Here is a 21,741-nt window from a genome sequence, read left to right as displayed (position 1 = left end):
AGTATTAAATTCACGTTTTGGACAATCATAATACAATATATGAAAATTTATAGTAGATAGTGCACAAGCGTTACTATTACGGATAAAGCTATAAATAATATATGGAAAAAGCAGTTAGCTAAATTAGCTAACTGCTTAGTAGGTTCTCTAAGAGCAAATAGGAGAAGAATTATTGTGCCATATAAAAGGTCACTATAGATAAGTGCTCTTTTTGTGAGTGAGTATAAGTTCCTATCATTCTATCTAGTATATGCACTGTACTATATGTAGTTGCTACTAAAATTGATGTGAATTTTTAAAATTAGAGGTTTCTTTTAATGAAACCTCTAAAAAGATAAATCAAGTTACGTTATAGTAAATTCAATTGCAATAGGAGTGCCTCCATCTAGGACTGCTCCTCCTACAATAGTAGCAGCTGTAGTAGTCACACCAGTAATAGTATCACCTGTTTGAATAACACCATTAATATAAAGTGTTAAAAAGGCATAAGAAGCAGGGAATGTTGTTACAGCGCCAGTGTCATCAGTGAAGTCTGTGTTAGCAAAAGTTAAATCTGCTCCAGCAGCAGTTCCTGTTGCTGCTGTACTTACAAATCGTCTTCCAGCTATAAAAGGTTTAACGATAGGCATTTATATTCACCCTTTTTGAGAATTAACTCAGACAAGTTTTTTGAAGGTTTTGTCCTGTATCGTATTCTATGCTGTGCTTCTACTAAGAGATACGGCTTGTATACTAGTAAATGAGTATAATTATTATGCGTTTTATAAGTTAGGTTCTTATCAGTAATTAAGTGATTAAGGTTGGATTTTGTATATGGTATGTTTAGGTTAAAAAAGAGCTCTTAATCAAATTATTATCTTAGTGTTGTAGGGAAACTGGCGGCCTCAGTGACAGATGGCAAAAATAATTTACGTGGTATTGTAATAAATTCAAGCGCAATTTGCTTTGGATAAATAAGTATTTGAGTTAAATCTAGAGCATGTATTAATAGTATCATGAAGCTTGTAAGAATTAAAAAACTACCCCAAAAGAAACTTTTTGAAGTGTTGCGGAAATCTTTTATTAAAGAAAAGAATGAAAAAAATGCGGTAACAATGAGAATTAAAAATTTATACTTATCAGCCATTGTGATCCTCCTAAAGAGCAGTAATTTATATTATACGGTATTTTTTCTCTATAATTATAAAAAGATTTTAAAATACCTATGTTGTAGACTTATTGTTTTCATTTTGCCTACAATCGTATAATACTAAAGCGAATAATGTTGAAGAACTTTATTAAGCTAGCGGCACACAACAAAATTAATATTATCTAGTGAGAAACATTCTAGTTTACTTCGTAGTCCCAATCCATAAATTGTGAAACTACGAAATAGATTATTAATAAAAACATTTTAAGATTATTATAATATTGATGTGATGTATACAGAAAAGAGGATAAAAAGCATCCAGAATGAGTTAATAGCTAGTGAATAACAATTGAAATAGCACTGAAAATCAATAAAACAGCCATAATGATGTTAAATAATTGATTATGTTTTAATAAAATTTTTTGGAACATGGAACCAAAAAGGCTCCAACTAAATGTACTCAGTAAACCAACTATACCTAGGAATAATGAGAAAAGTAGAAAAATTGAATATGAGTTGTAGTAAGGGAGTATAAAAGTAGAGACTACGGTGAGTCCAAATAATATTCCTTTTGGGTTAACAAATTGAAGAAAAATACCCACTGTAAATAAGTTTTTATTATTTTTTTCATCGGGTTCTGCACTGCCTTTACTAGCGATTATTTTAAAGGCTAAATATAGCATATACGCGACACCTAAAATCTTTAAAGGCAATTCAATTATAGGTACAATATTAATTAATACAATATTAAAGAAACTACATAAAGAAGTGAGGATGAAAAAACCGAATGCTACTCCAAAGCAAAAGTTTATACTTCTCTTTAATCCGTGTTGATTTGCGTATGTCATAGCTAAGAAATTGTTAGGGCCAGGTGTGAAGCTGCTTATAAAAACAAATAACAAAAAAGAAAATATTGGCATTTTAAAACCCCCTAATTATTTTGTATGTTATAATGATCAAAAAGAACAATATAACGTGTGCTTTTTATTATACATAACGGACGTTATATTGTATACAATGTAGGAGTGTTTTTTATGGAAGAAATTCAACTTATTCTGGCAAAAAATTTAAAATCAATACGTGAAAAAGAAAAATTAAGTTTAGAAAAGGTCTCTCAATTAACAGGTGTAAGTAAAACGATGATTGGACAAATTGAAAGAGGAGATTCAAGCCCGACACTAACAACAATATGGAAAATTGCTAATGGTTTGAAAGTATCCTTTACCTCTTTAATTAATAATCCACAGCCTGATACGAAAGTGATTTTACGAAATGATGTTCAAGCATTGTCTGAAGACAATGGGAGATATAAAGTGTATCCCTCATTTCCTTTCCAAGATGATAGAAACTTCGAAATCTATACGGTTGAAATTGAAACAGAAGGGAATTTAAGTTCAGAAGCACATAAAGAGGGTACTGAGGAATTTATAACGGTATTTGAAGGGGAATTGAAAATTGATATAAATGATTGTCAATATACGTTAAATAATGGAGACTCAATTCGCTTTAAGGCGGATAGACCGCATACTTATACTAATTCAGGAAGAACATTAACTCGGTTAAGTATGACTATTTATTATCCAGCTTTATAAGCTGGCAATAATATAAAGAGTAAAAGTAAATGTGTATTGTTAAAACCATCTATAAGAGATGGTTTTATTTTTTTGAATAAAAAAAGACACTCAATTGAGTGTCAATATAGTATTGCTCTCGCGTATAGGATTGGAGATGTTTCTCAAATACATATTGAGATGGTCTGTAAAGGAGAAACAATCTTCATCTTTAATGTAACATCGACTTGGGGGAAGTGTAAATTGATAATATATATACGGAAAATTTAGTATAGATGTTTTCTACTATGGATATAGTATAATTTGTTTTTATTACTTAATCACTATAGTAACATTTACTAAGTGAGTATTTAGATTGTTTATTATAAAAAGAATGAATCATTTTTTAATCAATTCGTATAATTGTAAGAGAGGCACCTGTTGATCCGCCTCCAACTAAATTCACGACGGATAATATACCAAATAATTGTAGTGAAATTGTATTACCAGCATTTAAATTAGTAATTAAATTATTACTATAATTTGAAGTTGATAACGCGGGAGAAAAAATAGAGCCAGGAATTGGCGTAGAAGCGTTTAATAGTAGTCTTGTTCCAGCAAGTAGAGAGGTTGTCGTATTAACTTGATAGGTTAAATGATATCTTCCAGTTACAGGAATTGTAAATATATCGTTTGAGGCGTTAACTGTAAAATTACCGAGGCTTTGGTTATTAGAAAGAGGAATATTAGTGCCACCTAATATCACAGAGATGGGACCACCTAATGTATTATTAGCGAACATAGAGTTTGTTGTAACGATTAAACCAGTGCCCAGTACTTCCGGTAGGTCCAGTACTTCCGGTAGGCCCAGTATTTCCGGTAGGTCCAGTAAGCCTGTAAGGGAAAATAATGTCAAGGGCCATTGACATTATTTCTTTTTTTCTAATTTCATTATTATCTTGAATATAAATCACCTCATCTTTTTAAATAAGAATGTTATAGATTTAGTACTTTTTAAATAGAATGATTTATTTATTATATTAATTAAAGCGGTTATAGCAACGGTAAAATGTTTAATATATGTAATAATTCTTTGGGAAGAAAAAGAGAATAGTTATAAAGTCATTCTTTAATAATAGGATCATAATGATGTGTATGAATTAAAAAACATGTGGAATGAGGTATTAAATTGAAACGCAATGACAATTTATCATTGAATAAGGGGATGATAGGGCCAGAAAATATTGGACCTACATTTCCGATTCTTCCACCAATTTATATTCCAACAGGAGAAACAGGTCCGACCGGAATAACGGGACCGACCGGAATAACGGGAGCAACCGGAGAAACGGGACCGACCGGAATAACGGGACCGACCGGAATAACGGGACCGACCGGAATAACGGGATCGACCGGAATAACGGGACCGATCGGAATAACGGGAGCAACCGGAGAAACGGGACCGATCGGAATAACAGGTCCGACCGGAGAAACGGGACCGACCGGAATAACAGGTTCAACGGGAATAACGGGACTGACCGGAGTAACCGGGCTAACCGGAGAAACGGGACCAATCGGAATAACGGGACCAATCGGAATAACGGGACCGACCGGAGCAACAGGACCAACCGGACCAACCGGACCAACCGGACCAACCGGAGTAACTGGAGCAACAGGTCCTACTGGGGGTATTGGCCCTATAACAACAACCAATTTGTTATATTATACTTTTGCAGATGGAGAGAAACTTATATATACAGATGCCGATGGGATACCTCAATATGGTACAACGAATATATTATCGCCTAGTGAAGTTTCATATATTAATTTATTTATTAATGGAATAATGCAACCACAGCCATTATATGAGGTGAGTACTGGTAAATTAACTTTATTGGATACTCAACCTCCATCGCAAGGATCTTCAATTATATTACAATTTATCATTATTAATTAAAAGGACAGATCCTTAATGAAAAGGAATCTGTCCTTTTTGTTTCATATTTAAATAGTTAAAATTAAGTGAAGGTACATTCAATTTCTAGATGTTATAAATGGTTGAATGATAGGAAATTTACTTTCAATCCTTTTCATTGTGTATTGGAATAAAATATAGAATGAATTTTTCAATATATTATATGAGAGTTCTCTATGATACAAACGGCTTCATGTTTAAAAAGAGACCACAATTTTAGTAAAGAAATAATGTGAATTTATATGTAAAAAATGGCACCGTTAATTGTTGAGTATATTCAAATTAATATGTGTATTTGAACCTAAGAGATAAACGTGGAAAAATAAAATAAACTCTTAAGTTTAGGTATTTAATCTAAGCAGTCAATTATTAAAAACATATAATTAATATGTGAGTCATGAACATAATTAAATAGCGTTTGCAAGTTTAATTATATTTCATGTTTCCTATTTTAAGTCAATGTATAACACATACTCTTTTACAACTTTATGATCCTTATAATAGGAAAAACTCAAATATAAAACAAGTAAGGAGGACATAAATGACAAGTAATAATTGTTTTGGTCATAACAACTGCAATAATCCGATTGTTTTCACTCCAGATTGTTGTAAAAATCCACAGTCAGTTCCTATTACTAGGGAACAATTAAGTCAATTAATTACTTTACTAAACTCATTAGTATCAGCTATTTCAGCATTTTTTGCAAATCCAAGTGATGCAAACAGAGTAGCGTTATTCAATTTGTTTAATCAATTTTTAATTTTCTTAAATTCCTTATTACCTTCCCCAGAAGTTAATTTTTTGAAACAATTAACTCAAAGTATTTTAGTTTTATTACAATCTCCAGCTCCTAATTTAGGTCAATTGTCAACATTATTGCAACAATTTTATAGCGCACTTGCACAATTCTTCTTCGCTTTAGATCTTATCCCTGTATCCTGCGACTCAAATGTCGATCCTGCAACTTTACAAGTTCTTTTTAATTTATTAATTCAATTAATCAATGCTACTCCAGGTGCAACAGGTCCAACAGGCCCAACAGGTCCAACAGGTCCTGGAGGTGGAGTAACAGGTCCAACAGGCCCAACAGGTCCTGGAGGTGGAGCAACAGGTCCAACGGGAGCAACAGGAGCAACAGGAGCAACAGGCTTAACAGGAGCAACTGGTGCAACAGGTCCAACAGGCCCAACAGGTCCAACAGGAGCAACAGGCTTAACAGGAGCAACAGGCTTAACAGGAGCAACAGGTCCAACAGGTCCAACAGGCTTAACAGGAGCAACAGGTCCAACAGGAGCAACAGGAGCAACAGGAGCAACAGGTCCAACAGGAGCAACAGGTTTAACAGGAGCAACAGGTGCAACTGGTGGCGGAGCTATTATTCCATTTGCTTCAGGTACAACTCCATCTGCGTTAGTTAACGCGTTAATAGCTAATACAGGAACTCTTCTTGGATTTGGATTTAGTCAGCCTGGTGTAGCTTTAACTGGTGGAACAAGTATCACATTAGCATTAGGTGTAGGTGATTATGCATTTGTAGCACCGCGCGCAGGAACTATTACGTCATTAGCAGGTTTCTTTAGTGCAACAGCTGCATTAGCTCCACTATCACCAGTTCAAGTGCAGATACAAATATTAACTGCACCTGCAGCAAGCAATACGTTTACAGTACAAGGCGCACCTCTATTATTAACACCAGCATTTGCCGCAATAGCGATTGGTTCTACAGCATCAGGAATCATAGCTGAAGCTATTCCAGTAGCGGCTGGGGATAAAATACTGTTATATGTTTCATTAACAGCAGCAAGTCCAATAGCTGCAGTTGCTGGATTTGTAAGTGCAGGTATTAATATCGTTTAATTTGTTACAACGTTTAGTAGGAAATTAAACAGAGGTTTGTATATAGTCCTTCCTAAATTTAGGAAGGACTATATTTTTTGGGGGAATAGGTAATAAATCAATTGAATAATCACTCTTTGTTAAGTTCGTATAAAAAGTATAATTTATCCTTTCCTATTTAAGGAATAAGTTATGTAACATAAAAAAATTCCGGTCAGCAAAAAAAGATGAATTCTTTTACAAAAGAATTCATCCATAAAATAAACTATTTATTTTTATTACAGTTACATCCTTTTTTCTTTACATAGCCTTGCTGAGTTAAGTCTCTTTGCGATTGGGAATTGGAAGATTGGGAATTGGAAGATTGAGAGGATGCTGAAGAGCTACTATTTTTATTATAAGAGTAGTTTTTTCGATAGTTATAATTACTCATAGTACTATCACCTCCAATTTAATATATAAATATTATATGTATGTATACTATCAATTGTTACTATTATTACTAGGAAGAGAAGATACAATAAAAAATCTCCTCGGTATTTTCCTAGGAGATAAATGATGATTATTTTGAAAATTTACAAATTAATAACCCCAGTACAGAGGAAAGTAATAAGAATCTTGGCGATAGGGATTAGGCTGTTGAGTAAGGGGGTGGGTTGGATAATTTTTCATTTCACGGTTTTGATTGCAGTTTGCCGGAGGACCAATTACAGTAGTTGATTGAATAGGAGAAATCGCTTGTTTCCATTGTTGTTCATTGAGGCAGTAAGTATGGGCCATCATATGAGCCGGAGTTAATCTTAAAATGTCAGAACCGAAAATAACTTCTGGCGCTGGGGCATTGAAAATAGCTAATAAATGAGTATTATCTGCTGTAGCAATTTCATAATGCCACCACGCTTGTGGAATGTTGGCAACTTGCCCCGGTTTTATCGGTAAGTTTAATATTTGATTCGTAAATGGATTAAGTAAAGAAACAACAGCAGACCCTGAAATACAATAAACAAGTTCAGCTGCATTTTGATGAATATGTGGTTCTACAACATTTCCTGTACTTAAATAAATATCTAATAAAGAAGTATTTTCTAAAGTATTTAATTGTTTAATGCCAAGTACATTTATATAATTTTGGGCATCTTTCTGAAAAAAATTACTTTTATTTACATCATAAGTAAAATTAGTTGAGGGGGAGGTATAGTCGATGTTGGCAGTCAATTGTATTACCCGCCTTTCTATAGGTAAGTTAGGTTACAAAATTAGGATATGTGTCTAGTCTTTGTTTTGTGCTGTTGTCGATAACTTAATAAATTCACTTATTCCATAAAGAATAAGGTATTAAGATTAAACTATATTCGTATTCCCATTCATACTTTGGATTGATGGAAAAAAGTAATGAAAATGTTAACTTAAAATTACATCAATCATTTATAAGGAGTGAATGTTCATGTCATTTAGTGAAATGATTAGAAATGAAGTACTCAGCTGGGCGGGTGTTTCTGAAAAACCGCATCGATTTGGTGGTATTGAAATAAATTATGGCAAGAAAGAACTTGGCCATCTTCATGGTGATAAATTAGCTGATTTACCATTTCCGAAGTTAAAGCGAGATGAATTAGTGAAGCAGGGATTGGTAAAACCACATCACGTATTACCTGAATCAGGATGGATCAGTTATTATATAAAGAGTGAAGAGGATATTCCATTTGCAATTGAGTTATTTCGTATGCAATATGACCGAATTAAAAAGTAATGAAATAAAGTAGGATAATAAAAATTTATTTTTATGTCACATCCCTCCTTAATCGTTCGTCTTGTATGTAGAACGATAAGGAGGGATTTTATTATGAATACATTTGATATAGCAATTGTTGGCGGTGGGCTTGCTGGATTAACAGCATCTATATATTTAGCGAAAGCTGGAAGGAAAGTGATTGTATTAGAAAAGTCCAGTCAATTCGGTGGCCGAGGGATGACTATAAATAAAAATGGAATCTGCATGAATCTTGGTGCACATGCTTTATATAGAGGCGGGGCAGCGTTTATAACTTTTAATGAGCTCGGTATGAATCTTCCAGGTGGAATACCATCTACAAAAGCACATGGAATATGGAAAGGGGATATATTCACCATCCCAACAGATTTTCGCTCAATTTTATCAACACCACTACTTTCGTGGTCTGCAAAAGTACAATTCTCACGTCTTATGATTCGTTTAGGAAATTTAGATGTAGGAGAAATTCCAAAAATGAGTCTAACTACATGGGCAGAAAATGAAATAAAAGATCCAATGGTTCGCAATATATTTTATGCGCTATGCCGGACGACAACATATACGTTTGCTCCTACAATACAATTAGCATCATCTGTACTAAAGCAAATACAGCTTTCTATAAAAGAAGGAGTGCTTTATGTAGATGGTGGTTGGGAAACGATAATAACAAAATTAAGAGCTATAGCGAACGATGCCGGCGTGCAATTTTTGGCTAAAAAGCATGTTTTGGAAATAGAGCATTACGAAGATAAACAAAGAATACATTGTGTTGATGATGAGGTTTTTGAAGTAGGTACAGTCATCGTGACGACTCCGCCGAAAGAAGCTTGTAAAATAATAAAAGGTGCAGAAGGAACAAGTTTGCATAGGTGGAGTGAACAATCGGTACCGGTTACTGTTGCTGCATTAGATATTGGCTTGAGACAATTACCCAATCCTACACATCAATTTGTATTAGGATTAGATCAACCTATATTTTTCACAAATCAATCGAGAGCAGCTAAATTAAGTGAAGATGGATCAATTGCAGTGAGTCTAATTAAGTACCATAATCCTGTGCTAGCGATGAATCATATTCATGAAGATAAAGAACAGTTGGAAAGTACGATGGAGTTGTTACATCCAAATTGGAAAAGAGAAGTTGTTGCACAGCAATATTTACCGAAAATAACAGTAGTACATGATTTTCCTCATATTGACCGTGTTGAAAAACCGGGCCCAAATATACCTGAAATGCCAGGTATTTATGTTGCAGGAGATTGGGCAGGGCATGATGAAATATTAGCTGATGCTGCGGTAGCAAGCGGGAAACGTGCAGCGTTACACATTTTAAAGCAATATGAAAGTGAGGTAGTTCATCATGGAAACGGAGCAGTTATATGAAGCGTATCAACCATTATTATTTTCGTTAGCATACAGAATTCTTGGGAGCGTTATGGATGCTGAGGATATCGTTCAGGATGTATTTATCTCGCTAAATAATATAGAAGATCCTCAATCTATAGAAAATATGAAAGCATATTTATGTAAGATGGCGACAAATCGTTCAATTGATAAATTACGATCGGTAGCGCATAAACGTAACGTGTATGTAGGGATGTGGTTACCAGAGCCACTTGTAGAAGAGAGTGATGAGCCATCAAAGTCATTTATAATGAAAGAATCCCTTTCCACCGCATATTTATTACTTTTACAACAACTATCTGAGGTAGAAAGGATTGTTTTCATATTAAGAGAGGTTTTCAGTTATGAATACGAAGAAATAGCTTCAATTGTTGATAAGAGTAGTGTGAACTGCAGGAAGATCTTTCAACGTGCACGAAAAAGCATTTTGGAGAAACCGAAGCAATCAAAATTAAGCACGGAGAAAATGGCTTCTTATGTTGAAAAGTTTGTATCATCATTACAGTGTGGGGATGAGGAAGGTATGTTAGAAGTATTAAAAACAGATGCTATACTCAAAGCTGATGGTGGTGGTAAAGTTACGACTGCGATTAATCCGATTTATTCTGCGGATCGAATTATGCGCTTGTTCTTTGGGATTGCACAACGATTGACAGAAGAGTACACTGTTGATTTCAAAATGGTAAATGGTATGCCAGGAGTTATAGTTACAATAAATAATAAAGTAACGTATGTTCTTTCGTTTGCATTTGAGGATGAGAAAATTTCAAATATTTATATGATGGTTAATCCTGAAAAACTTATGCATTTAAATGTAAAAATATAAAAAAGCGCATTTCTTCAGAAATGCGTTTTTTATTATTTTTCTAACATTTCAAGAGGTACATCTTTTTCGCCAGCTACCTCAAATTTAATTTCCCCGTCTTCTTCATAAATACGTGTAATAATCGGTATAGTAATCATTAATTTTTTATGCTGCTTTCGTTTTCGAGCAGCATCTAAGCTAATCACGTTCATTTGTAAGCATCCTTTCTTCTGGAAATATATAAACAAAGAAAATGCGTCCGAAAAGGGCGCTTAATTGAATTTGAAATACCGATTCATTTAAATGGGGTTTATATAATTTAATAACTGCAATTTTAATATGAAATAATATGAATGGAATAATTGCACGTAGAAATTAACTTTACCAAAAAACGAAACAATATGCTATAAAAAATTATAAATCTTTGTCATATAACAGGAAAAAGGTTTTTGTTTCGCATATAATAAAAAGTAGACGGGCAGCAAGAGCTTTTTCATCATATTGCTTGGAAAGGCGATGAAAAGAATGGATACAGTAGATTCATTATTATTGCAACTTGAACAATATGGAGAAGAGCATGATCGAAATAAAAAAACAAGGGAAGAAAAATTACGGAATGTTTCTCGTGAGATGGGGCAATTTTTATCAATTTTAGTAAAAGGGTGTAATGCAAAAAACATCTTAGAAATTGGAACTTCTAATGGTTATTCTACATTGTGGTTAGCTAATGCGGTAGAAGAAACGAATGGAAATGTAACGACTGTAGAGCTTTCTTCAGAACGAGTTGGAGAGGCACTTGTCAATTTTGAAAAGGCAAACCTGTTACAAAGAATCGATATTCATAATCAAGAAGCCGGGGCATTTTTAGATTCGCAATTAAATCATTCATTTGATTTTATTTTCCTAGATTCAGAGCGTACGCAATACATGTGGTGGTTTGAGCATATAAAACGTATGTTACAACCAAAAGGTTTTCTTGTTGTTGATAATGCAACTTCTCATGCGAGTGAATTAGGTGAGTTTATAAAAATGATTGAAGAAGATGATACGTTTGAAACGGTGTTATTAGCGTTTCAAAAGGGAGCATTTGTAGCTCGCAAAAATAAATAAAAGTGAGCGTAATAGAATTATCACATTGAAAAAGGGTGAATGTCAAAAGATTGAGTGTAGCACGATTGAAAGAACGTAAATTATTTAGGAAATATATGAAGAATCCGCCTTCAGCATGTAGTTCTCTAGGTCTTAAGTCTGAGGAAAATTATGTTGATTACAGGTATACTTATAGTAAGAAACAGGGAATGACTGCATAAACAGACATTTCTAAAAAATCGATTTCAAGCAGGCAGAATGTATATGAAATACGATATAATTGATGAAATATAGTGCATATGAATTCGCACATATAAATAAAGGAGCGATTTTGTTGACTGAACTCGAGAAAAAAGAACCTGTATCCATTGTGAAAGATAATAATGTAGAAGTAGTAGTTGATACAGTTATAAAAGATGCAGAATTAGAGGAACTAAATAAAGAAGCTGATCTTTATGTACAAAAGTTAAATAGCGAGCAAAATACAGATTTATCAAAAGTATTGTCTCAGCTAGGAGATTTAGGGGATAAAGAGCAACAAGCAGCAGGACAAACGTTATCAGCTTTAAAACGCCCTGTAACAGCGATGATGAATGGGAAAAATGAAGAAATTCCAAATACATTGTTAGAATTACGAAAAGTGGTATCAGAGCTTGATCCCAATTCACTTAAAGCAAGTGGTATGAAGAAAATAATGTTTAAAGTATTCAAGAAAAATCCACTTGAAACATACGTGCATAAATACCAATCTATAGATAAACAAATCGAGGAAATTATTAGATCCCTCCTAATTGGTCGTGATAACCTACAAGAGGATACAGTTGGTCTTGAAATGTTAAAAGAACAATCGCACGATAAAATTCATGCTCTTGATAAACAAGTATACTTAGGGAAAAAGCTTGCTGGCATGCTTGAAGCTGAAAAACAAAACCCAGAGCGTCAAAGGGATATTCCGTTAATTAACGATGCATTAGAAAAGATACTTGTACGTACACGTAATATGCAGCAAGCGAAAAGTGTATTATTACAATCTATAGCTTCTGTAGACATCATTAAGAAAAACAATGAAAAATTAACAGAGGCAATACGTAATGCGATTACGATGACGCAAAACGTTGTAACAGTTTCAGCTGCTATTCAGCTAGCATTAACGAATCAACGTAAAACAATTGATGCCGTAAATGCGACGAATGAAGCAATTGAATCGATGGTGTTAAGTAATTCTCAAGCGTTAAAACAAAATACAGAAGAAACGACGAAATTGCTTGAGAATCCTGCTATTAGCATGGATAAATTACGCGAATCATTCCAAAATGTGTTCGCTGCAATTGAGGCATCTGAAAAATCGTCAGAACGTATTATTGAGTCAAGTAAGAAGTTTGTTATTGAACTAGACACATTTAATGATGAGATGAAGCAGAAACTCATTCAGCGTCCAAGGAAATAACGGATTATTAGAGGAGGTGAACAAATGAGTTTCATTCAAACAGTACTATTACTACTCGGTACATTGCTTTTAATAGCATTTACTGTCGTTGTTTTAGTCGTATATTTCGGACGGAAACTGTATTTTTCATGGACGAAGCCATATAAAAAAGCGCAAGATTCTTTAGATAAGTTATCAAACAAATCAATACCGTTTCTACAAGAATTTACACAACACCCACTGTTTTATCGCTGGATTCGCACCGAAGGAAAGAAAGAACAAAATATACTAAATACTCTATTCTGTGCATCAGGTCAACGTACGAGAGAACAAGTCTTCTCGATGTTACCGAAAGAAAAGCAGAAAAAAGTGCATGTAATGGCAAAAACTACGAAAAAGCTCACAAGTGAAGATATCGATGTGGCTGCGATGAAAGTGAAAGATTTCTTAAGACAAGAAACGCAGCAAACTGTAAAACCGACAGACTTATCATTTTACAAATTGTATTTTTATGACCGTTATCCAGACGCATTAAATACAATTCAAGCGTATAAACGCTCAATAAATCCTTCATTACAAAGAACGGTTGATGATATTACAATTTCGGTATTAAATGCACTTCCGTACTATCAAGAGCAACGCATGTTTGAACAACAACATAAACTTGAAACATTCTTAATGAAAGATTTAACGGCCATGTTATCGTTGGTAGTACAATTACCACCTTCACAAAGACCAGAGAAGGAAGAAGAACTGAAGATCTACTTGGAAAATTTCAAAAAAGAAATGGAAGTAGTAGAGCGAGATATTCGCGACTCGATTGATCACGATTTAAATGTGAAGATGAGGGCAGCGACTGAGAAGTTTAAGAATAAATAGAAGAGATCGCCTAAAAAGTTGAATGTTTCAGCTTTTAGGCTTTTTTTTTTTTGTGAATTTAGAGAGTGCAATCTTTTGTGAAATTATATATACAAACGTTAATAAATGGTAAAATATAGAGTGTTTTTTTATACTTTGTGTAAACAATTATTATAAAAGGGGTATGATATTGTGCTATTTGAGTTAGTTATACTATTTGTAATTCTATTTATATTTCTTGGCTACCCTATTAGTAAAGCTTGGGATAGTTTCCAATCGAAGGAGGAGAATTCCTCAAGTATACTAAAGTTCGAGCCACAGGAAATATTATCACTGGGTTTGAGTTATTTTATCTTTGGTTTAGGTATTATGAGGAATGCAAATGATGTAAGAGCAGGAATACCATTACATAAATTTGAAAAGAACGGAATGATGTCTGATCAATATGCTTCTTTAGCCCATGACCACATTACGATAGTAGTTCTCTTAGTTATTTTAGGTGGAGTTTCGTATTGGAAATTAACAACAGGCTTAATAAAACTTTCACCAATATTTTATATTTTTTATAGTACTTTAATGATAGTAAACATTGTATATACATTCATCTATATTACCCATACAGGCTTTGCCTTTTATACGGAATTAGGAGGATTGAGATACATTCCAGTCTTTTGTATTCAAGTTGGAATGCTTGCCTTTAGTCTATTATTCTTAGCTAAATTAAGAAATACATTAGGTTATTTCATACAATCTCAGAATGAGAAAGATTATACGCAGAGCAACAGAATTATATTATTGCTGTATCGTATTTCTTTTGGATATCAAAAAATGGCTACAGTCTGGATGATAAGTTTATTTCCTGTCTTGTTAATTGTTCAATTTATTTTAATACTGTTTGGCCAAAAACCAGATAGTTTTATAAGAGTGTTTATGGAAACAAGTAGTTTTAATTATTCTAAGATTCCTGCCCCAAGTCCTCAAATTGTCTCCGGGGATGGGCATTATTTATGTACAGTTTCTGTGAAAGGCCATAAAAACATCGTTAAGCCATTACGAGCAGGAATTAGGCATGGGGAAAGAATTACAGTTAATCGACAGTTATTAATTGCGAACGCTTTTGAAAATGTAATTGAGGAGCGGGTACCAAAATGTCATAAAGTTATTCGTAATTTTTATGATAAATACGGTTATCCGATTAGTAAACATATTAATACGAAATGGTCGGCTGATTCTGTTTATATTTTAATGAAGCCACTAGAATGGTTCTTCTTATTTGTACTTTACACAGTAGATAAAAACCCTGAGAATAGAATTCATATTCAATATAGTGAACTACGAAAATAAAAATAAGAGCCCGCATTCAAAAAAATGGGGGCTCTTACTTTTATCTTGCTTGAATAGTAGATTTACTAGAAGCCACACTTTCATTATGCAATCGATCAACTGCAGTTACGACATAGGTATACGTTTCTCCGGAAATAGCGGTTTTATCTACATAAATTTCTCCAAGTTTTGTTTTTCTTACAGTAGTAAGTAAATTTTGGGGGTTTTGTATATCCACTTCATTTTTCCCATTCACGCGGTAAATAGCGTAATAAGCAGAATCATTATCTCTATTGTCAATGATACCGATTGCAATACCTTCATCTCTTGGAATGGCGCCTTTTAAAGTCGGTTGTTTTGGTGGATCATGATCAAGCCAAGGCATAGGCGGGATTAATGCAGGATGTTTATATATGTTTTTTGAAAGTCTATCTTTAACTCCGAGTGGATTGTTATTAATATCTTTTAAGCTAAAATGCATACTACCTTTTATATCAGGATATAGCCGGTTTAATGCAATTTGTTTTGGATATTCTTCTGGATCAGACCAAGCAGGGACGGAGTTATTATTAATTTTATAGGCCGCTTGACCGATGTATAGGTGAAGCGGTTTGTTATTTGTTTCTTTAACCCACCAATCTACTAATATGTCATATGCAGCTGGGGTGAAACCTATATTCCAATATATTTGCGGTGTAATGTAGTCAATATATCCTTTTTGTATCCACTCACGTGTGTCAGCATAAAGGTCATCATAGTTTCTTTGGCCTGCGGTTGTGTTAGAGCCAGTCGGATCGTCAGCTATATTTCGCCATACGCCGAACGGACTAATGCCAAACTTTACATATGATTTTTCTTGTTTTATAGCAGTATTTAAATCTTTTACAAGTTCATTTACATTGTTACGTCGCCAATCTTCTATATTTGTAAATTTACCGTTATTATATGTTTCGTATGTTTTCTGATCTGGAAATTCTTCACCGGCTACTTTATATGGGTAAAAATAATCATCCATATGCAGCGCATCAATATCGTAATTTTGTACGATTTCTAAAGCACCTTCTGTTATAAATTTTTTCACTTCTGGAATACCGGGATTGTAATATAACTTTCCGCCATAAGGTACAACCCAATTGGGGTGTTGCCTTGCAGGGTGATTATTTGATAATCGATTTATATCAGTGTGATTCATCGTTATTCGGTATGGATTAATCCATGCGTGGAATTCTATATTTCTTTTGTGTGCTTCTTCAATCATAAATGCAAGTGGATCGTATCCGGGGTCTTTTCCTTGTGTACCCGTAATGTATTCAGACCAAGGGCCGTAATTTGAGGGATAGAAAGCATCAGCTGTTGGTTTAATTTGTACAACAACTGCATTCATACCAGTGCTTTTTACATCGTCTAATAATCTTATAAATTCTTGTTTCTGCTTTTCAATAGGTAAGCCAGTTTTTGTGGGCCAATCAATATTCAGAACTGATGCGATCCATACAGCACGTAATTCATGTTTTTTGTACGTAGTATTTACTTCAGCATAAGTAGAGTGAGGGGAAATGAAAGAGAAAGGGATGAACAAGATGACGATACAACATATCATTAATAAACGTTTAACGATCATTTATACGCCTCCCTATCATATGATTATTTAAAATAATATCTGAGGTGAGGTTGGCCTTGCAATAGAGAAAATTACACATTGAAACATTAATTTAATAGGAAAAATATTTTTAATGAAATTTACTTTCATTATAACTAAATTCATTTACTACTTCATATGCTTGTTAGTAAAGTGAAACTTCCTTTCATTTGAAGGGTAATAAATTATAAGTATAGGAGGATTAATAAATGAAGGTTTTGTTTGTCTGTTCTGGAGGAATGTCCAGTGCAATTGTTGTAAACGCTTTAAAAAAAGAAGCGGAGAAAAATGGTTTGAACATGGAAGTGTATGCAATTGGAACGAATGAGGTAGAGGAAGAAGTAAAGAATGGCTGGGATGTCGTAATGGTGGCACCTCAAATAAGACACCGATTTGACTCTGTAAAAAAATTTGCAGAGGAGGAATCTATTCCGTGTGGCATCATTCCACCGCAAGCATACACGCCGCTTGGAGGCCCGACTTTATTAAAAACTGTAAATGAATTAATCAGTTAGGGGGAAGCGTTATGAATAAGTTTGTCACGTTTCTTGATAAAAACTTATCTGGCCCGATGGCAAGGCTTTCTGAGCAGAGGCATCTACAAGCAATCCGTGATGGAGTTATTTCGGCGTTACCATTTATTATAGTAGGAAGCTTCTTTTTAATAGTAGCATTTCCACCACTGCCGAAAGATAGTTTCATATCGGTTTGGGCATTAAAGAATCAAACAAGTATATTAATACCATATCGTTTAACTATGTTTATTATGTCCTTATATATAGCATTTGGAATAGGATATAATTTAGCGAAAAGTTATAAATTAGATGCTTTATCAGGAGCACAGCTTGCGGTATGTTCACTACTTTTAACATTAACGCCTGAGTTAATTGATAAAAAAGGATTTATGCTTCCAATGACAAACCTCGGAGGTCATGGATTATTTGTGACGATGATTGTCTCTATTTTATCAGTTGAGATTTTAAGATTTTGTAAGAAGAATAACGTAACGATAAAAATGCCAGAACAAGTACCACCGTCAGTATCACGTTCATTTGAAGCACTTATACCTGCAGCATTCGTTATTATTATTATGAGTCTTATTACAGTCGTTTTTAAAGTTGATTTACATTACGTTGTAGATAAACTAGCCGCACCGTTAGTAAAAGCTGGTGATAGTTACTTTGGCGTTATTATACCTGTATTTTTAATTACGTTTTTCTGGTCTTTCGGGATACACGGAGTATCAGTTGTAGGTACTGTGGCAAGGCCGCTTTGGGATGTGTATTTAGGAAAGAACGGTGAAGCTGTAGCAAGTGGAGCGAGTCATTTTCCGTTTATTGCACCAGAACCGTTTTATCAATGGTTTATTTGGATTGGTGGTTCGGGCGCAACGTTAGGGCTTGTGTTAGCTATGATCGTATTTGGTCGATCAAAATATTCGAAAGCATTATCGAGAACGTGTATTGTTCCGGGGATTTTTAATATAAATGAACCGGTTATATTCGGTTTGCCGATTGTATTAAATCCAATTTTAATTATTCCTTTCGTCATTACACCGTTAGTAACAGCTACTATAGCTTATGCTGCAACAGCGATGGGATTTGTAACACCAACGCATATTATGCCGCCATGGACATTACCTGCTCCAATTGGTGCTTATTTAGCAACAGGTGGAGATTGGCGTGCGATTGTATTAGTTTTTATAAATGTAGCAATATCGTTCCTTATTTATTTACCATTCTTTAAAATGTACGACAAAAATATGCTTGAAATTGAAAAGAATGGTGACGGGGAATCTGTTAATCCTTAATCTGCATGCTGTTATTTTGAGTGATAGACTTTTTGTCTATCACTTCTTTCACATTAAAACTAGAAAGGGGGAAATAGAATGAATATAAAATTTAGTTATAAAGGCGTATTTTTATTATTATTTGGAGTGATTTGTGCAAATTTACTTTTTGTCCCTTTATTAGGCATGCTAAATCTATCACAAATGCATAGTATCTGGCTCGTTACAAGTATTGCGGCAAGCGTTTTGCTTACGGTAGTTGTTTCTTTCATTGATGGATCGTTTGCATCGAAAGCTCAGTTGTTTTTTAGATTTATATTGTTTTCGATTGGTTGTACGTTCGTTACTTACATGATTGTTTTTTAGTAAATAGGAGGTCATGCACGTTATGTATATTGCAGGGGTAATGTCTGGTACTTCATTAGATGGAATAGATGTAGCGCTCGTTCATATAGAAGGAAGTGATGTAGATTCTAAAATCGAACTCATCCATTTTACTACTGTTCCATTTTGTAATGATATGAAAAATGAGATCCAACAAGCGTTATCAATTGAAACTTCGAATGTCCAACTTATATGTAGTTTGAATTTTAAACTTGGTTTATGCTTCGCCAATGCTGTAAAGGAAGTTTGTAAAGAGGCCAATTTTCCTTTGAGACAATTAGATTTAATAGGCTCTCACGGACAAACGATTTATCATCAGCCAAAGCAAGAAGGAAATATTATTTCTTCAACATTGCAAATTGGGGAACCAGCAGTAATAGCATATGAAACGAACACGACAGTTATCTCGAATTTCCGAACGATGGACATGGCGGCAGGGGGACAAGGTGCACCACTTGTACCATATTCAGAGATTATTTTATATCGGCATCAAACTAAAAATAGACTACTACAAAATATTGGCGGGATTGGTAATGTTACAGTGGTTCCAAGTAAACGAAGTAATGAGAGTGTTATTGCTTTTGATACTGGACCAGGGAATATGATAATTGATGAAGTATGTCAAAGGTTATTTCAGTTGTCATATGATCAAAATGGTAAGATTGCAAAACAGGGAGTAGTTGTAGATGAAATTTTGACTTATTGTATGAACCATCCATTTTTGAACGTGAAACCACCAAAATCAACAGGTAGAGAACAGTTTGGAGAAGCGTTTGTGACTGAATTATTGAATCGATTTGAAAAGCATAGTAGAGAAAATATATTGGCAACTGTCACAATGTTTACAGCAAGTTCAATTGTTCATCATTATCAGGAATTTATTTTTCCGTATTATGAAATCGATGAAGTAATTTTAGGCGGGGGCGGAAGTTATAATCGTACACTTGTTGAAATGATACGATTTGGATTAAAGGAAGAAAAATGCAAAATATTTACTCAAGAAGATTTAGGCTATTCCTCAGCGGCGAAAGAAGCGATCGCCTTTGCGATTTTAGCAAACGAAACGTATCATCGTAATCCGAGTAATGTGCCGAGCGCAACAGGTGCAAAGCAATCTGTAGTTTTAGGGAATATAACATTCCTTCCAATTTGAAGAGAATGAGGCGAATATATGAAGTATATGATTGGAGTAGATGGCGGGGGAACGAAGACAGAAGCAATTGCATTTGATAAAGACGGTAACGAATTTGCAAGAGCTACAAGTGGATTTGGAAATATATTAATAGATTTTGAAGAAGCTCTTGTGCATATTATGGAAGTGATTGATCAATGCCAGAAAGGGTTATTAAAGGGGGATTGCGTTTGTATTTGTTTAGGATTAGCGGGTGTAAGTGGAGCAAATACAAATGAATTAACATTACGTCTAAAAAAGAAGTATGGAACACCAATTGAAGTATTCAATGACGCAATGATCGCACATGCAGCTACTTTAAAAGGGAATGACGGAATTTTAACAATTGGTGGTACAGGTGCGATTTGTCTTGGAAAGAAAGGAGAAGCGTATGAGTATAGCGGTGGATGGGGACATATTTTAGGTGATGAAGGAAGTGGATATTGGATTGCATTACAATCTTTAAAGAAAATGGCAATTCAATTTGATCAAGGAATCAGTCTTTGTCCATTGAGTTTGAATATTCAAAGGCAGTTTCAACTTTTGACACCGTCTCATATAAAAAGCTTAGTATATACTTCTTCTAAAGATAAAATTGCAGCAATCGCGCCATTAGTTATTCAGGAAGCGAGAAATGGAAATGATGATGCACATGAAATTATAATGCAAGCTGGAAAGGAATTAGCAAGGATTACAGTAAATGTTTATAACAAGTTAAACTTTAAGCACTCAACGCCAATTGCAGTAAGTGGCAGTATATTGCGTTTAGTTCCTGAAATATTTGCTGTATTTAAGAAATGCTGTGAAGAAAGTATGAAAGAAATTATATTTGTATCACAAGCAGAAATGGCAGTGAAAGGAACATATTATTTAATGAGGGATATATATTTTTAAAAATAGCGTATGAGAATTTTTGTATGATTTGTAAAAATATGATGTTAAAATGTATAAAGGGATGTATATTAAAACGTACAATATACGTAGTAATTGAATATTGTATATGTAATCCCATGTAGAAAGTGAATGATTACATGATTAATAGTATGCAGTTTTTATATTTGGTGGCTTCTTATTTAATTGGAAACATCTTGACCGCTTATATAGTAACAAAATTGAGACATAACGTTGATATTAGGGGTGAAGGAAGCGGAAATCCTGGTGCAAGAAATATGGGGCGCGTATATGGAAAAGGGTATTTCATCGCTACATTTTTAGGTGATGCAATTAAAGGAGCAATCGTTGTTACTGTTGCAAAATATCTTTTTGAAGATCCTACATTCGTAATGTTAACATTATTGGCCGTTATTATTGGACATATTTACCCAGTTTTATTTAAAGGTAAGGGCGGTAAAGGTATTTCAACATTTATTGGAGGATTAATCGCATTTGATTATTTGATAGCGCTTACCCTCATAGGCATTTTTATTGTATTTTATTTAATATTTAAAGGATTTACGAAGCCAGGACTAATTACGATTGCTTGTTTACCAATTTGTATGATTCTTTATTCTTATTCTATTGTTACGACTATTTTAAGTGGAATGATTATTGTACTTATTCTATATGTAAATCGAGAATAAAATGAATGTTT

Annotated in this window: 22 protein-coding genes and 1 pseudogene; 16 read left to right on the top strand and 7 right to left on the bottom strand. The window is 34.0% G+C overall.

The window, feature by feature from the left end:
• Nucleotides 1–344: 344 nt before the first annotated feature.
• The 3 genes from N2V92_RS23300 to N2V92_RS23290 all read right to left on the bottom strand — a co-directional run bounded on the left by N2V92_RS23300 (nt 345) and on the right by N2V92_RS23290 (nt 2,049).
• Complete coding sequence (locus N2V92_RS23300; protein WP_001123247.1) at nt 345–629, bottom strand: DUF4183 domain-containing protein; 285 nt, start codon at nt 627–629, stop codon at nt 345–347.
• A 224-nt stretch (nt 630–853) separates the two neighbouring features.
• Nucleotides 854–1,126: a hypothetical protein gene (locus tag N2V92_RS23295; protein ID WP_000774122.1), complete on the bottom strand. Its 273-nt coding sequence runs from the start codon at nt 1,124–1,126 to the stop codon at nt 854–856.
• Nucleotides 1,127–1,464: 338 nt separating this feature from the next.
• Nucleotides 1,465–2,049, bottom strand: coding sequence for a LysE family translocator (locus N2V92_RS23290; protein ID WP_016077744.1), 585 nt, complete (start codon nt 2,047–2,049; stop codon nt 1,465–1,467).
• 114 nt (nt 2,050–2,163) lie between these two features.
• On the opposite strand from N2V92_RS23290, the gene N2V92_RS23285 reads away from it, so the two are divergent.
• On the top strand, nt 2,164–2,721 hold the full coding sequence (locus N2V92_RS23285; RefSeq protein ID WP_000391292.1) for a helix-turn-helix domain-containing protein: 558 nt from the start codon (nt 2,164–2,166) through the stop codon (nt 2,719–2,721).
• 364 nt (nt 2,722–3,085) lie between these two features.
• On the opposite strand, the pseudogene N2V92_RS23280 reads toward N2V92_RS23285, so the two are convergent.
• Nucleotides 3,086–3,653: pseudogene (locus N2V92_RS23280) on the bottom strand (BclA C-terminal domain-containing protein).
• A 215-nt stretch (nt 3,654–3,868) separates the two neighbouring features.
• On the opposite strand from N2V92_RS23280, the gene N2V92_RS23275 reads away from it, so the two are divergent.
• Entirely contained in the window at nt 3,869–4,636 is a 768-nt protein-coding gene (locus tag N2V92_RS23275; RefSeq protein WP_042597984.1) for a DUF4183 domain-containing protein, read from the top strand.
• Nucleotides 4,637–5,195: 559 nt separating this feature from the next.
• Nucleotides 5,196–6,512, top strand: coding sequence for an exosporium glycoprotein BclB-related protein (locus N2V92_RS23270; RefSeq protein WP_340864537.1), 1,317 nt, complete (start codon nt 5,196–5,198; stop codon nt 6,510–6,512).
• A 561-nt stretch (nt 6,513–7,073) separates the two neighbouring features.
• Here N2V92_RS23270 and N2V92_RS23265 read toward each other — a convergent pair.
• The gene (locus N2V92_RS23265; RefSeq protein ID WP_016077739.1) at nt 7,074–7,706 is read right to left on the bottom strand and encodes a cupin domain-containing protein; all 633 of its coding nucleotides are present in this window, start codon (nt 7,704–7,706) and stop codon (nt 7,074–7,076) included.
• A 229-nt stretch (nt 7,707–7,935) separates the two neighbouring features.
• Between N2V92_RS23265 and N2V92_RS23260 the strand changes: the two genes are divergently transcribed.
• The 3 genes from N2V92_RS23260 (at nt 7,936) to N2V92_RS23250 (ending at nt 10,492) form a co-directional block, all read left to right on the top strand.
• Nucleotides 7,936–8,241 carry a luciferase domain-containing protein gene (locus N2V92_RS23260; RefSeq protein WP_000010317.1) on the top strand — a complete coding sequence of 102 codons (306 nt, stop codon included), beginning with the start codon at nt 7,936–7,938 and terminating at the stop codon, nt 8,239–8,241.
• A 93-nt stretch (nt 8,242–8,334) separates the two neighbouring features.
• Nucleotides 8,335–9,645 (top strand): phytoene desaturase family protein, encoded by a 1,311-nt coding sequence (locus N2V92_RS23255; protein WP_001091191.1) that lies wholly within the window; start codon nt 8,335–8,337, stop codon nt 9,643–9,645.
• Nucleotides 9,623–10,492: a sigma-70 family RNA polymerase sigma factor gene (locus N2V92_RS23250; RefSeq protein ID WP_000447150.1), complete on the top strand. Its 870-nt coding sequence runs from the start codon at nt 9,623–9,625 to the stop codon at nt 10,490–10,492. Before N2V92_RS23255 ends, N2V92_RS23250 begins: the two co-directional genes overlap by 23 nt.
• A gap of 32 nt (nt 10,493–10,524) precedes the next feature.
• Here the strand turns inward: N2V92_RS23250 and N2V92_RS23245 are convergent, their stop codons facing one another.
• A complete protein-coding gene (locus N2V92_RS23245; RefSeq protein ID WP_001100984.1) occupies nt 10,525–10,683 on the bottom strand; it encodes a hypothetical protein in 159 nt (52 codons plus the stop codon).
• Between the two features lie 304 nt (nt 10,684–10,987).
• On the opposite strand from N2V92_RS23245, the gene N2V92_RS23240 reads away from it, so the two are divergent.
• The 4 genes from N2V92_RS23240 to N2V92_RS23225 all read left to right on the top strand — a co-directional run bounded on the left by N2V92_RS23240 (nt 10,988) and on the right by N2V92_RS23225 (nt 15,188).
• The gene (locus N2V92_RS23240) at nt 10,988–11,581 is read left to right on the top strand and encodes an O-methyltransferase (protein WP_002082794.1); all 594 of its coding nucleotides are present in this window, start codon (nt 10,988–10,990) and stop codon (nt 11,579–11,581) included.
• Nucleotides 11,582–11,894: 313 nt separating this feature from the next.
• Nucleotides 11,895–13,007 (top strand): toxic anion resistance protein, encoded by a 1,113-nt coding sequence (locus N2V92_RS23235; RefSeq protein ID WP_000137396.1) that lies wholly within the window; start codon nt 11,895–11,897, stop codon nt 13,005–13,007.
• A gap of 24 nt (nt 13,008–13,031) precedes the next feature.
• Nucleotides 13,032–13,865 carry a DUF3974 domain-containing protein gene (locus N2V92_RS23230; RefSeq protein ID WP_000008362.1) on the top strand — a complete coding sequence of 278 codons (834 nt, stop codon included), beginning with the start codon at nt 13,032–13,034 and terminating at the stop codon, nt 13,863–13,865.
• 171 nt (nt 13,866–14,036) lie between these two features.
• Nucleotides 14,037–15,188, top strand: a complete 1,152-nt coding sequence (locus N2V92_RS23225) for a DUF6688 domain-containing protein (RefSeq protein WP_016077738.1) — start codon at nt 14,037–14,039, stop codon at nt 15,186–15,188.
• Nucleotides 15,189–15,228: 40 nt separating this feature from the next.
• On the opposite strand, the gene N2V92_RS23220 is transcribed toward N2V92_RS23225, so the two are convergent.
• The gene (locus N2V92_RS23220) at nt 15,229–16,788 is read right to left on the bottom strand and encodes a glycoside hydrolase family 10 protein (protein ID WP_000636026.1); all 1,560 of its coding nucleotides are present in this window, start codon (nt 16,786–16,788) and stop codon (nt 15,229–15,231) included.
• A gap of 227 nt (nt 16,789–17,015) precedes the next feature.
• Here N2V92_RS23220 and N2V92_RS23215 point away from each other — a divergent pair, with 227 nt between their 5' ends.
• From N2V92_RS23215 to plsY, 6 genes are all read left to right on the top strand, one after another.
• On the top strand, nt 17,016–17,321 hold the full coding sequence (locus N2V92_RS23215; RefSeq protein ID WP_000865904.1) for a PTS sugar transporter subunit IIB: 306 nt from the start codon (nt 17,016–17,018) through the stop codon (nt 17,319–17,321).
• Nucleotides 17,322–17,332: 11 nt separating this feature from the next.
• Entirely contained in the window at nt 17,333–18,616 is a 1,284-nt protein-coding gene (locus N2V92_RS23210) for a PTS sugar transporter subunit IIC (protein WP_016077737.1), read from the top strand.
• A gap of 78 nt (nt 18,617–18,694) precedes the next feature.
• Nucleotides 18,695–18,961, top strand: a complete 267-nt coding sequence (locus tag N2V92_RS23205; RefSeq protein WP_001021963.1) for a hypothetical protein — start codon at nt 18,695–18,697, stop codon at nt 18,959–18,961.
• Between the two features lie 22 nt (nt 18,962–18,983).
• The gene (anmK, locus tag N2V92_RS23200; protein WP_016077736.1) at nt 18,984–20,132 is read left to right on the top strand and encodes an anhydro-N-acetylmuramic acid kinase AnmK; all 1,149 of its coding nucleotides are present in this window, start codon (nt 18,984–18,986) and stop codon (nt 20,130–20,132) included.
• 18 nt (nt 20,133–20,150) lie between these two features.
• Entirely contained in the window at nt 20,151–21,044 is an 894-nt protein-coding gene (locus N2V92_RS23195) for a BadF/BadG/BcrA/BcrD ATPase family protein (RefSeq protein ID WP_000876580.1), read from the top strand.
• A gap of 137 nt (nt 21,045–21,181) precedes the next feature.
• Nucleotides 21,182–21,730, top strand: a complete 549-nt coding sequence (plsY, locus tag N2V92_RS23190; protein WP_000610879.1) for a glycerol-3-phosphate 1-O-acyltransferase PlsY — start codon at nt 21,182–21,184, stop codon at nt 21,728–21,730.
• Nucleotides 21,731–21,741: the final 11 nt, after the last annotated feature.

The sequence above is a fragment of the Bacillus sp. CH_48 genome (assembly GCF_038008465.1).
GTDB lineage: Bacteria > Bacillota > Bacilli > Bacillales > Bacillaceae_G > Bacillus_A > Bacillus_A thuringiensis_S.
Note: the sequence above shows the minus strand (reverse complement) of the source record. Positions and strands in the feature narration are given on the sequence as shown.